This window comes from Chitinophaga caseinilytica (assembly GCF_038396765.1).
GTDB lineage: Bacteria > Bacteroidota > Bacteroidia > Chitinophagales > Chitinophagaceae > Chitinophaga > Chitinophaga caseinilytica.
In genome coordinates, this window is record NZ_CP150096.1 from 4,165,235 (window position 1) to 4,177,484 (window position 12,250).

Annotated in this window: 11 protein-coding genes; 10 read left to right on the forward strand and 1 reads right to left on the reverse strand. The window is 53.9% G+C overall.

The window, feature by feature from the left end; translation table 11 throughout:
* Window positions 1-25: 25 nt before the first annotated feature.
* The 4 genes from WJU22_RS17145 to WJU22_RS17160 all read left to right on the forward strand — a co-directional run bounded on the left by WJU22_RS17145 (window position 26) and on the right by WJU22_RS17160 (window position 6,195).
* Window positions 26-712: a DUF1349 domain-containing protein gene (locus WJU22_RS17145; protein WP_341839403.1), complete on the forward strand. Its 687-nt coding sequence runs from the start codon at window positions 26-28 to the stop codon at window positions 710-712.
* Window positions 713-803: 91 nt separating this feature from the next.
* A complete protein-coding gene (locus tag WJU22_RS17150) occupies window positions 804-3,266 on the forward strand; it encodes a TonB-dependent receptor domain-containing protein (RefSeq protein WP_341839404.1) in 2,463 nt (820 codons plus the stop codon).
* Between the two features lie 207 nt (window positions 3,267-3,473).
* Entirely contained in the window at window positions 3,474-4,535 is a 1,062-nt protein-coding gene (locus WJU22_RS17155) for a fatty acid desaturase (protein ID WP_341839405.1), read from the forward strand.
* A 109-nt stretch (window positions 4,536-4,644) separates the two neighbouring features.
* Window positions 4,645-6,195, forward strand: a complete 1,551-nt coding sequence (locus WJU22_RS17160) for a hypothetical protein (protein ID WP_341839406.1) — start codon at window positions 4,645-4,647, stop codon at window positions 6,193-6,195.
* On the opposite strand, the gene WJU22_RS17165 is transcribed toward WJU22_RS17160, so the two are convergent.
* Window positions 6,192-6,485, reverse strand: a complete 294-nt coding sequence (locus WJU22_RS17165; RefSeq protein WP_341839407.1) for an RNA polymerase alpha subunit C-terminal domain-containing protein — start codon at window positions 6,483-6,485, stop codon at window positions 6,192-6,194. The genes WJU22_RS17160 and WJU22_RS17165 overlap by 4 nt on opposite strands.
* 50 nt (window positions 6,486-6,535) lie before the next feature.
* On the opposite strand from WJU22_RS17165, the gene WJU22_RS17170 reads away from it, so the two are divergent.
* The 6 genes from WJU22_RS17170 to WJU22_RS17195 all read left to right on the forward strand — a co-directional run bounded on the left by WJU22_RS17170 (window position 6,536) and on the right by WJU22_RS17195 (window position 12,250).
* Window positions 6,536-6,733 (forward strand): hypothetical protein, encoded by a 198-nt coding sequence (locus WJU22_RS17170; protein ID WP_341839408.1) that lies wholly within the window; start codon window positions 6,536-6,538, stop codon window positions 6,731-6,733.
* 326 nt (window positions 6,734-7,059) lie between these two features.
* Window positions 7,060-7,521: a hypothetical protein gene (locus WJU22_RS17175; protein ID WP_341839409.1), complete on the forward strand. Its 462-nt coding sequence runs from the start codon at window positions 7,060-7,062 to the stop codon at window positions 7,519-7,521.
* 12 nt (window positions 7,522-7,533) lie between these two features.
* Window positions 7,534-7,968 carry a DUF433 domain-containing protein gene (locus WJU22_RS17180; RefSeq protein WP_341839410.1) on the forward strand — a complete coding sequence of 145 codons (435 nt, stop codon included), beginning with the start codon at window positions 7,534-7,536 and terminating at the stop codon, window positions 7,966-7,968.
* Between the two features lie 32 nt (window positions 7,969-8,000).
* Window positions 8,001-8,381 carry a hypothetical protein gene (locus WJU22_RS17185; RefSeq protein ID WP_341839411.1) on the forward strand — a complete coding sequence of 127 codons (381 nt, stop codon included), beginning with the start codon at window positions 8,001-8,003 and terminating at the stop codon, window positions 8,379-8,381.
* A 500-nt stretch (window positions 8,382-8,881) separates the two neighbouring features.
* The gene (locus WJU22_RS17190; protein ID WP_341839412.1) at window positions 8,882-11,149 is read left to right on the forward strand and encodes a hypothetical protein; all 2,268 of its coding nucleotides are present in this window, start codon (window positions 8,882-8,884) and stop codon (window positions 11,147-11,149) included.
* 6 nt (window positions 11,150-11,155) lie between these two features.
* Entirely contained in the window at window positions 11,156-12,250 is a 1,095-nt protein-coding gene (locus WJU22_RS17195; RefSeq protein WP_341839413.1) for a hypothetical protein, read from the forward strand.

Consider the following 12,250-nt stretch of genomic DNA (forward strand, 5'->3'; position numbering starts at 1 on the left):
TTCCTCACTCACCTGACTATTTTCCATGCTGAAACCCATCTTTACGCTCCTCGTCGCCGCTTTCGCCTTCCCGGCGTTTGCCGCTCATCAGGAATCGATTGCATCCGAAGATTCCCTCCGCATTAAAGCGCTTCCCCGCGCGCTTACTTTTGACGCCTCCAAAGGAAGCCTGAAAGCCACGGGGAACGATGCTTTCATCCTTCACGCCAACAAGAATACCGACCTGTATTCCTTCGTAGACAGCAGTTTTTACGTGCACCAGGTGCCCATGGCCACCTTCGCGGCGGATGAAAAATTCATCTTTTCCGCTAAAGTCCGGCCGGAACCCAAGGCATTGTTCGATGGGGGCGCCCTGCTGCTCTACACCGATTCCTCCAACTGGGCCAAACTGCTCGTGGAACGGATGGACGACGGCCGCATCATGCTGGGCTCCTCGCTCATTACCGACCGCGTTACCGACGACAGCTACCACCGCGCCGTACATGCGGCGGAAGTGTATGTGAAGGTGGTGCGCTCGGGCAATATCTACGGTTTTTACTTCTCCGAAGACGGTAAAAAGTGGCAAATCCTGCGCACTTTCCGCTACCGACGGCCACAGGGGCTGCGGATCGGGTTCTATGCCCAGTCGCCCAAAGGCGAGGGAATGGACTTCCACGTGTCCGAAGTGCGATACCGGCCGGAAGCTTTCAAGGATTTCTACGCCGGGGAATAACATCCCGTTGCCATTCATCCAAATAATCGATGTCTGACTGACAATTATCCTATTTTGTCACGATAACTTTGAAAATCGGGACTTAATAGTGATGAGGAAATTAGGCTTATTGATATGGAGCATGGGCATGCTCGCGGGAACGGCGGCATTTGCACAGCAGCAACAAGGCAACCAGCAGCAGCAGGCGGAAATACTCGGCAAACTGATCGACGACCAAACTGGCAAGCCGGTTGAATATGCATCGGTGGCGCTCCTGAAATCTACGGACTCGTCTGTGGTAACGGGCATGCTGTCGAAAGGCAACGGCGATTTCGACTTCCGGAATATTGCGCCGGGTAAATACATCCTGAAAATTTACTTTATCGGGTACGAGACTTTCTTCAAGCCCGTAACCGTCCGCCAGAGCAGCGACGTCGGCAATGTGCGCCTCAAAACCACGGCCACGGCGCTGAAAGGTGTGGAAGTAGTGGGCGAGAAGCCGGCTTTCACGATGGAGATCGATAAACGCGTGTTCAATGTCGAAAAGAACCTCGCCAGCGTGGGCGGCACTGCCACCGACGTGCTCCGGCAGGTACCTTCCGTGAACGTGGATATCGACGGGAATGTGAGCGTGCGGAACGGTAGCCCGACCATTTTCATCGACGGCCGCCCGAGTACGCTTACCCTCGACCAGATCCCTGCGGATGCGATCCAGAGCGTGGAAGTGGTAACCAACCCTTCAGCGAAATACGACGCCGAAGGGATGAGCGGCATCCTCAACATCGTCCTGAAAAAGAACCGGAAAGCCGGCATCAACGGCCTCATCCAGGGCGGATATTCCTCTACGAAAAGTTCCAATGCCGGCGTCGATCTCAACGCACGCCAGGGGAAAATTAACCTGTTCCTGAACTATAGCCTGCGCGACCGCCGCTCGCCCATGAAGCAGCACATGTTCCGCAAGAACATCGACGGCAACGACGTGAGCTATATGGACCAGTACCAGGACGGTGAGTTCGGCCGCCGCTTCCAGAACGGGCGGCTCGGGTTCGACTGGTTTATCGACAACCGCAATACGTTGACGGTTTCCCAGGGCATTACGGCCGGGGATTTCAATAACCTCAACACCCAGGAGATATTCGACCTGAACGGTAATAAAGAGCGCATCCAGCGAGGGTTGGGGCGGAACGACAGCAAGCATAATTTCCGGAACTACGCCACACAGGTGGGTTACAAGCGGACGTTCTCCAAAGAAGGCCGCGAACTGACGGCCGACGTGACGTACAACCGTGCCAATAACCGGAACAACAACGATTATAGTCTCCAGTATTTCGATATGGCCGGTGAGCCGAGCAATTCGCCGAACCGGCCCGAAACGCGGTATGGCACCGGGAGCGGGAATACCACGTACCTCACCGCACAGGTCGATTTCGTGACGCCGCTGACCGAGAAATCGAAGGTGGAAGCGGGCTTGCGGTCGAACAACCGCCGGTTCAACAATATGCTGAGCACTTTCGGGAAGGATTTTACGAGCGGGGAATTCGCGTATGATTCCAGTCTTTCCAATGACTACCGCTATACCGAGCAGATCAATGCGGCGTATGTAAGTTATACGGGAGGATACGGGAACTTCGGGTTCCAGACGGGTTTGCGCGCGGAGCAGTCGTTTTATACCGGCGAATTGCGGAACGTGAAGGGTGCATCCTACGAGATCGATTATCCCATCAGCCTGTTTCCCAGCGTTTTCCTGTCGCAGAAACTAAAGGGCGATCATGAATTACAGCTGAATTACAGCCGCCGCATCCAGCGGCCCTGGTTCCGCGACCTGCTGCCCAATATCGAGTACAACGCCAATTCGGCGCGAAGGGGCAATCCTTCGCTGGCGCCGGAGTTCACGAATTCCTTCGAGTTGTCTTATTTGAAGGATTTCAACCGGAAAGTCAATGTGCTGGCGTCTTTATACTTCCGCAACACCAATAACGCGATCACGAATTTTTACCTCGATACCACGCTGGTGCTGGACGGACAGGAGCGCAAGGTGCTGCTGAACTATCCCATCAATGCGGACCATCGCAATTCCTATGGCGCGGAGCTGACCGTTCGCACGCAGGTGACGAAGGGTTGGGACATTACGACCAATGTGAACATGGCACAAACGAGCGTGAGTGCGCAGAACCTGGACAACAGCGGATTTATCTGGTTTGGTAAAGTCAATAGTAATACGAAGCTGCCCTGGAACCTCACGTTGCAGGTGACCGGCGAGTACGAATCGAAGCAGATCCTGCCGCAGGGGGAAGAGGCGCCGGAGTATCAGATCGATTTGGGTCTGAAGAAGGATTTTTTAAAGAAGAAGAACCTTTCCGTGATGGTGGGGCTCAACGATATTTTCAATACCGACCGGGATTTGAGCTGGACGAAGACCTCGTTTTCCGAATCCGAGCGTTACCGCAAGCGGGTTTCCCGGGAGTTGCGCGTGAATGTGAGCTGGCGCTTCGGGAAGATGGACGCGAAGATTTTCAATAAAAAGAAACGTGGTGGTGAAGAAGGTGGTGGCGATATGGGAGGCGACGGCTTCTGATCTTCCGGATTTCGGAGAAATCCTCTTCTCACACTGAGATATTCCCGGTCATTTTTCGATGGCCGGGATTTTTTTGTCCGACATTCGGTTAGCCGCTTGATACGGCTGTTTTAGCACGATAAGGGCCCATTTTTACATTAAAGGGCTGGAATCCGCCGATTTATCAGAAAAAATGGTTATCTTTTTCATTCATCCACAACGATTTCTATGCTGTCTCTCCAGGCCATCACAGATCCGGTGTACACGAAGCCGGCCAAATCGAGTTTCTTCGAGCGTTTTATCCGCGACCCGAGAGACTTGCCATTCGTATACCTGTCTATCCGTATCACTTTGGTGCTGGGTATTACGGCATTGCTGTTGTATATGCCTTTTGTCGACGGCTGGCTGTGGGGTGTTATCGCCGCGGTGTACCTGGTGTTCAATAACGCGGTGTTCAAGGGGCCGTTCGGGTTGATGTTGCATTGCACGTCGCACCGTGCGTTTTTCAGAAAGGAGTACGGTTTCATGAACCATTATCTGCCCTGGGTGCTGGGCCCGTTGTTCGGGCAAACGCCGGAAACGTATTACAGCCATCATATCGGGATGCACCATGCGGAGAACAATATGCCGGAAGACGAGAGCAGTACCATGAAGTTCCAGCGCGATTCTTTCCGCGGGTTTTCGATGTACCTGGGTTCCTTTTTCTTTGCGGGGGTGTACCATTTGTGCACTTACTTTTACCGGAAGAACCGGAAACGGCTCCTGTACCGCTCTGTGCGCGGGGAGTTGTTGTTCATCGCTATGTGCGTGGGGCTGAGTTTCGTGAACTGGCCGGCTACTTTGGTGGTGTTCATCATCCCGTTCGTCATTTCCCGTATTATCATGATGATGGGCAATTGGGCGCAACATGCCTTTATCGACGCCAGCGATCCGGGGAACCATTACAAAAACTCCATCACCTGTATCAATACGAAATACAACCATAAATGCTGGAACGATGGCTATCATATCAGCCACCATGTGAAACCCAATATGCACTGGACGGAGCACCCGGTTTACTTCCGGCAGACGTTGCAGGAGTATATCGATAACGAAGGCATCGTGTTCGACGGTATCCATTTCCTGCATGTGTTCCTTTGGCTGGTGACGCGGCGGTACGACAAGCTCGCGCGGCATTACGTGAACATCGGCGACCGGTTCGCTACGGATGAAGAAGTGATCGCGTTCCTGAAGGTGCGTACGAAGAAGATCCCGGAAGCGGAACTGGAATTGGGCGTGATCAGGGCCTGAGCCAGGTGATTGTTTTTCAATTACATAAAAGCAAGAAATCGTATATTGGGGGAGGGTATGGATCATTCCCATCCCGTTAAAAATTTATTCCTAAACCGAAGTATTACCTATGAAAACGCAGTTGCTGCTGTTGTTAATGATTTGTTCTGTTTGCCCGCTTTTCGCCCAAAATGTTTACCAGATCCGCGCCGACAGTGTCCGGATTTACAATGTCTGCGACACGGCGGAGCTCATTCTTGAAAACCGTACGAGCCAGGTAAATGGTTACCTGTTCAACAAAGGGAACGGCCGTACGGAATTCCGTAAACTTAAGCTGCTGAATGTTGGAGGATCGCGGCTGGCCATCGCCGGTCAGGACACGATCGATCTCCGTACGTTGAATATCGTTGGGATGGATACCGCTTACCGTTCGGGCGATAGCCTCCGTTTTGAAAAAGGCGGCAGAATAACCAGCCTGTACGCGCCCTTGCCGGCGCCGGAAGGTTACATCCTGAACAGGATGAGCATTCCGCAGCAGGCTTCGTTCAATATCAGCGGCGAGGGGCGGACGTCTGTCCGTTTTTCGGTCATCCGCAACGGTTCCAACGGGTTCATGAACAGCTTTATTCTGCTGGACACTACCGGCACCCGGGGCGCGAACATTCAGTTGACCGGCGGAGATACTGCCGGGGTGGCGATGTACGTCAATAATGGCGCGACGTGGGTGAAGCGGATGGAGATCGGGCCTACGGGTAATTCCGGCTTTTACAGTAATCTGTCGGCAACTGGGAGCTTTACGATGGGCCACGGCGTGGAGTTTGCGACGCTGAACCTGTTGGGGAATACGGGCAGTTTTATGGTGTACCCGAACCGGGGCATCGCGCCGCCCACATACACCACCCGGAGCAACGGTACGAAAATCGTGTTTTACAGTGCTTTGAGCGCAACCAATACAGAATTTGCATATGGCCTGGAAACCCAGCATTTATGGCAAAGTGTGCCTACGCCTGCTGCCAATACGGGTTTCAAGTGGTACGGCGGTACCCGGGAAGCCATGAAACTTACAGGTGAAGGAGTGCTGACCGTTCAGGATAGAATCCGGACAGATCTCATTTGGGGCGATTCGTCGGGGCTGGTCATCAGCGGGAACAATTCCGAAGATACATTGATATTGATCGGCGGAGGAACAGGGCCCGTGTCTGCCAGGGGCGGCCAGATCAACCTGCATAGTGGTGGAGATACGGCCAGTACCGCCCGCGGCGGGATTACTTTCCATACCGGCATCGTCGTCAATGGTGCGCAGCAACCGGAAAGGATGCGCATCACGGGCACCGGGCGCGTAGGTATCGCCACCAATGTGCCGCATTCCACCTTGCAGCTGATGGGCTCCTTCGCGCCAAGGTCCACCACGGTTACCAGCAGCCTCAGTCTTACCGAGGAACATTGCAACGTGGCGGTAGACAATACTGCGGCGGCAACGATCACCCTGCCCCTGGCAATCAGTTGCGGCGGAAGGGAATATTCGATCGTGAAAACTTCAGCGTCTGCCGCAGCGGTAACGGTAATCGCCAGCGGAACCGATAAGATCAACGGCGGTACTTCCGTGTCGCTGGCCACTCAGTTCAAAACCGTGAGCCTCTGGAGTAACGGGGTATTTTGGCTGATCAAATACGCGAATTAGGGTTTTTTGAAATCGAGCCCTTTTTCCTGCAGCGCCGCCTTCATTTTGGGCAAAGAAGCCGGGCCCATACCATGCAGCGACATAATTTCCTTTTGCGTATATTTCGAAAGCTTTCCGGGCGTATCGATGCCAAGAGATTGCAAAGCCCGGCGTGCCGGGGCGGAAAAGGCCGCCAGGAACCCGTCGGGCGGGCGCGCTTCGGCCTCGCATTGCGGGCAGGTGGGGCAGTCGGACGATTTGTAGTATTGGTGCCCATTCGGGCAGGTGCGGAGTGATTTGGCTGGGGGCATGGGCTGGAGGTTTGCTGTAACGTAAATTACCATTTTAACTGGATATCATCATGTTGACAGGTGCTAAACTCGTTGGATTGATACTGTTGCTCGCCGGACTGGGCCTATGGTTCATTACGTTCCGGAAAGTGCGCAAAGACCCGAAAAACACGAAAGTCCGCTGGCTGTTCACCGCATCGTTCGCGCTGGAGATTGCCGGCATCGTTTTGCTGACTGAAGGCTGCGGCAGCCGCGTTTTTTCCGAATAGCATGTTGAAGGCCATTTTGACGATTTCATGCGGGCTCGCGATTATCGGGAGCAAGTTTAGTTGCTGGTGGTTCAGGTATGAGATCGGGAAGCTGTATCACCGGTACATAGAACGGGACATTCCGTTCAGCCCGTGGGATGCGTTTTCCACTTACGGGTTCCTATGGCTGTTCAAACGGATAGATTACCAGGGAATACTGACCGATTACCCCCGGGATACATGGCTGCCGAAGCAGATACAGCTCGTGAAGCGGTTGAAATGGTTGACTTTCCTGCTGTTTATGATAACCTTGTCTTTAATAATTCTTGTAAGTGTGATGCAATAACATGGCCCACTACTACATGGAGCACCACTCCGATGAAAGCTTCCTGGTGTACCGGGAAGATGTGCTGCTGCTGACGGTCCACCGCCGGCGCGGGTGGGACACTGTGCTGCGTTCTGAATATTTCCTGGGCGAAAAGCGCATCATGGCGGCGAGCCTGTCGGAGTTCCTGTGGTCGTGGCGGTTGAAGATCACTTTTCTCGACCCGGCCTATTCCATTGCCCGCGAAGGCAACGGGGTAGGGAAGTTCCGGGTGCCGGAGGGAGTGATCGAAGTGAAGCATGCGGTGCTCAGGAACCCGGTCCGGACTTTCTGGCTTAATGGCGAAAAGATGGGGTTCGCGGACATGAACATGCGAAAGTCTTTCGCGCCGTTTGAGTATCAGTTGGAGCTGAGCGGCTCGCCGGAACTGGAAATGTATTTCCTGCTGGCGATGATTTTGTCGGAGCCGGATATGACAACTTAAGATAATAATCCTATGGAACCATCAAACCTGGTTACGAGATATGCTAATATAGGTTTTGGCCAGCCCGTTATTGTTGGCCGGCGGTTAACCGTCCACACGGTGATCTCCATGGCGCAAAACATGCCCATCGAAGAATTGCTGGAAGATTTCGAATTGTCGCTGGAAGAAGTGAAGGCTGCCGTATGGTACTGCAAAACCAGGGCTTGCGGCATGATGACGCAAACTACCGATAAATATTGCGACGGCTGTATGCTGCGGAGTATCCATGATGGATGGAAGTTTTGCGCAGAAGATTATGACGAAATAGACGGTTTTGCCGTTGCAAAAGACGGGAAATCCGCGGCGCTGATGACGTTGGCCGAGCTCGAGGAATCCGAGTTTGGCAATATGGGCTGGGTGATCGCGGAAATGGTGGAAAGGAAGTTGAATGAAATGGGGGAATCGTAGGATTTAACAGGATTATTTCAGTTTCAAACTATATGAATATTCAAATTACAGCTATCGCCGACGGATACATCGCTTTCAATTCGCCCCTGGGGAATGGCGTAGCCAGGTGCCAGGACGTAGGGATCGAAGTAGGTGGTACATATAGCGTCGAGTTTGATGTTGATGTGGTATTGAGCCTTGCCGAACATTTTATCAGCAAAGGCCATCCTGATCCTTCCATCAACTGGAACGGGCAGCACAACATCATCTGCGGCAGGGTGGAGTCGATCGATCAGGATGAAGATGTATGCCTGCGGCTTTCGCCGGATTGTATCATTATTTTTTCGCAGCAGGTTGGGATGCTGGAAGTGGGGGATATCGTGACTTTGAAAATTCCGCGGGAATTGTTCAGGGTTTCGATTATCGGGAGGTAGGTCGGTCTGCAAAATTGACAATCAATAAATTGCTGCCTTGCTGATCAGGATTTAAAACAAGATTGCAACTTCATTTGCAGCGCTGAATTTTAACGGTTTTCTTTTGTATCAGAATGCATCAACCCATTCACCCTCAAATCACTTCTTGCGAAAAAAGTTAGCAAAAACAGTTTTTGTTATTTAAAATTTACTTTTATATTTGACCCGAATTGAACTGTTTCCACCTATGAAATGCGAAATGTTCGATCGACATGAGTAAAAGAGGAATCCCTGCCCAGTTGACCCGGTGAGAGTAGATTTTTAAATTGACAGTTATTCCCGCATCATTCAAGACTTTTTAAGGAGTCCATATGCCTGTGTACCGATTGTTTGCAGCCGTTTGCTGCCTCGGTCTGGTCACCTTTGCGCGCGCGCAACAGGTACCCGCCCGTTTACCCATTGCCGTAGATTCACTCAAGAATGGTCTAGGTAATAGCAGCCCCCTCATCCGGCAAGCCCTTGTGGAATCATTGAACCGCCTTCCTGCGAACGCAAGGCAACTGCCAGCTATTCCCGGCAGCCAACTGCCATCGCCCGCATTCAAGGATATCAAAGACCCACTCCGCGGGCAATTCCTGTCTTACATCCAGGCCTCTTCCGGCACCGCGAAGTTCAACCAGCTCCAACAGGGATTCGGCGTCCTGAAAGACTCCGCCCGGATGGAACAGTTCCTCGATAACAAACTCCGCGGCTTCTATGCCCTCTTCAAAGACCATCCCGCCGCCAGTCAACTCAAGCTCCCCGGCAAACCCGAAAACACCCTCCGAAAAGCCAGCGCGCAAACCGCCTTTGGCGACACCACCGGCAACGCCTCGGGATGGTGGTCCAACGTGGAGATCCAGGACCGTTTCGCACTCGGCTCCATTCCCGTCAATCTCCAATACGCCAATGTTTCAGGATACAGCCGGTTCGGGCACGATTTGTCGGGCGAAAACCTGGGCAACTTTAAATTCGACCGGGAGGCGTATCTGCAGAAAGTCTCGGCCCACGTCCGCAAAAACTACGACCTGAAGAAATATTTCCTCGACGATATCGATTTCAAATCCCAGCTCAAGCAATTCGCAGATACCCGCATGAAATCCCTCGCAGGAGCGGGCGACAGCCTCGCCAGGCTCGTCCGGCCGGAGGATCTCATCTACTTCGACAGCGCCCAGCTGCGCAACCAGCTCCTGGCAAACGCGGCGGCCGACAGCCTCCATCGTTTCGCTGAAAAAGACCTGGACGCACATCTTTCCAAATTATTACAGCTGCAAAAAGAGCTCGGCGGTAGCCTGGACGTGAATTCCATGCTGAACCGCCAGCACGCGGTGCGCGGCCAGATCGATCAGATTATCGACAATCCCGCTTCTGTAGCCAATATGGCCGGCGATCTCATCCCCATGAGCGGCCTGCAGCGCCTTTTTCTCAAAATTCGCGAGTTGAACGTGGGCAATATCGCCGCCAACGCCAGCAAAGGCTCCGTATCCGACCTGTTCATGACCGGTGCCGCTGGCTCGATGCTCAACAAGAATAAATTCCTCATGCTGGGCGCCGGCAAAACCCGGCAGGCGCTGCCATACGATATGGGGCTGGAAGGCGGATTGAACGCTCCGTCCAGCAGCCTGCAATTTCTCCGGATGGGCAGGGGAGAACTGGGTGCTGCGCACCAACACGTGTCGATGGTGAACGCGAACACCCGCCGAGATCCTCGTATGCCGGACGTGCGCGTCCTCAAGCAGAATATTTTCGCTGGCGCACTTTCGAACCAGTTTTCCTTCGGCGATTACGGCAAGCTCGATTTCGAAATTTCCAAATCGAACAGTTCCACCGGCGGCGCCGGGCCCACGGGCGACCATGCCGCCGTATCCAAAGCCGCGATCGCGCATTTCTTCGACGATTTCTTCGTGACGCTTTCCACGGGCCTACGCTATAGCGGCGAGGTGCAGGACTGGGGCACCACGCACAGCGTATATTTCAACTACTCCGGCCTCGGCTACAACAACCCCGGCAACCCGTATGCCCGCAGAGGCATGATCGCCTACGGCCTGCAACTGAAACGCTCCTGGCTGAAAAACAAAGCCAGCGTGCAGTTGCGTACCGATTTCCGGGACATGGCCCGTTCCGCCGTGTCGGGCAGCCAGTGGAAGAACCGGACATTGGCGCTGGACGGGCGTTACCGCCTGTCGAAGAAGCTCACGCTGGGCGCCCGCATCCATGAGAGCAGTATGCGGTCCACGGGCGAACATGGCCGCGACGAAGTATTCGTGAACCGGAAGGTGTCCTTCAATTCCCAATGGAACGCGAAAATGGGCGGGCTACGCTTTTTCAACCAATCCGCCCTCGGGATGCAGCAATTGCATTACCTCACCTCCGCCGGCCCCCTGAAGAGCCTGTTCCTCAATACGCAGGTCAGTCACACCATACCCATCGGCGAACGGATGATCTCCACCAATATATTTTACAACCGCGATGTGCGCAATGCGGCCATTTATGGCAATCTGCTCACGATAGACGCGGGGTATCATTACCGCCTGCTGAAAGTGCTGCAATGCGGCAGTAGCCTCACATTCCTCGATAACAGGAACGTCGTGAGCCAGGCAGGCATCCGGCAGCAGGTGGCCGCCACGCTGCTCCGCCGCTGCCAGGTAAACCTGAGCCTGGACGCGCGCAAAAGCTTCATGGATTCTCCGCAGAATTATCTCTACGGGAACTTCCGGAGCGAGGTGTCATTCTTTTACATGTTGAACTAAAGCCTTATGAAGAGATATTTTTCGTTGCTGTTGATGCTTGTGTTTCCCGCGTTGGTACATGCCCAGTTGACGGTCAATTTTATGCCGGAAGTGCAAGGCCGGACGCTGGAAGGCGTTATGTCGGCCAAACTGATGAACAGCCAGCAGCGCCGCAGTTGCTACATGGTGGTCCGCATCACCGTTGCCGGCGGCGGACTGATAGCTGAAGCCAAAACACCCGCGTTCGACGTACAGCCCGGCATGAACCTCATCCCGCAACACGCGGCCTATAACGCCGCGTGGAAATTCGGGAGCGGGAAAGTGGCAATAGTGGTGAAGCAAAGCCATCAGTTCCCCGAAGGTGAATATGAATACTGTTTCGAGCTGTACGAGAACGTGAAAGGCGCGCCGGGAGAACTGGTAGCCGATCAGTGCTTCAATTACGACCTGCAGCCGCTGAGCCCCCTCATGCTCACGGAGCCCTACGAAGGCGACCAGATCTGCGATAAACGGCCGCCGCTCTTCTGGCAACCGCTGCTGCCGGCCATTCCGGGAATGGAATACCGGTTGCTGCTCGTGGAAGTGAAAGAAGGCCAGGCGCGCGCCGAAGCCCTTCACTACAATATGCCTGTCATTCGCCAGGCGGGCATCCAGGCGCCTATGCTCCTGTATCCGCCGCTGAGCCGGGAGCTTACCGAAGGAAAGAAATACGCCTGGCAGGTGACGGCCGTTCGCAACGAAATGGTGCTGGCCAGGAGCGAGGTGTGGGATTTTACGGTGAAATGTGAAGACACCTTGGCCAAGCGCCCGGTAGACAGCTACCGCAGCATCGACGATCTCGCGAAAGGGAACTTCTACATCGCCGAAGGCAGGATATTATTCTCCGTAGACAACTATCACGCCGCGAAACCGCTGGACTATACCGTCACCAGTATCAGCAAGCCGAATGAAAAGCTGCGCAAGCTGCCGAAGGTGGACCTGCAGACCGGCCGCAACCAGATACTCATCGATCTGGACGGGGTGAAGGGCATGGTTGACGGGGATTATTACCTGCTGTCTGTCCGCCTTCCGAATGGCGAAACCAAACAACTCCGTTTCCTCTATAAATCTGAAAACGAATGA

Coding starts and splice junctions, on each gene's coding strand:
- WJU22_RS17175 (WP_341839409.1), top strand. CDS start 7,060: ATGGCCCACTACTACATGGAGCACCACTCCGATGAAAGCTTCCTGGTG.
- WJU22_RS17145 (WP_341839403.1), top strand. CDS start 26: ATGCTGAAACCCATCTTTACGCTCCTCGTCGCCGCTTTCGCCTTCCCG.
- WJU22_RS17180 (WP_341839410.1), top strand. CDS start 7,534: ATGGAACCATCAAACCTGGTTACGAGATATGCTAATATAGGTTTTGGC.
- WJU22_RS17165 (WP_341839407.1), bottom strand. CDS start 6,485: ATGCCCCCAGCCAAATCACTCCGCACCTGCCCGAATGGGCACCAATAC.
- WJU22_RS17160 (WP_341839406.1), top strand. CDS start 4,645: ATGAAAACGCAGTTGCTGCTGTTGTTAATGATTTGTTCTGTTTGCCCG.
- WJU22_RS17185 (WP_341839411.1), top strand. CDS start 8,001: ATGAATATTCAAATTACAGCTATCGCCGACGGATACATCGCTTTCAAT.
- WJU22_RS17170 (WP_341839408.1), top strand. CDS start 6,536: ATGTTGACAGGTGCTAAACTCGTTGGATTGATACTGTTGCTCGCCGGA.
- WJU22_RS17150 (WP_341839404.1), top strand. CDS start 804: ATGAGGAAATTAGGCTTATTGATATGGAGCATGGGCATGCTCGCGGGA.
- WJU22_RS17195 (WP_341839413.1), top strand. CDS start 11,156: ATGAAGAGATATTTTTCGTTGCTGTTGATGCTTGTGTTTCCCGCGTTG.
- WJU22_RS17155 (WP_341839405.1), top strand. CDS start 3,474: ATGCTGTCTCTCCAGGCCATCACAGATCCGGTGTACACGAAGCCGGCC.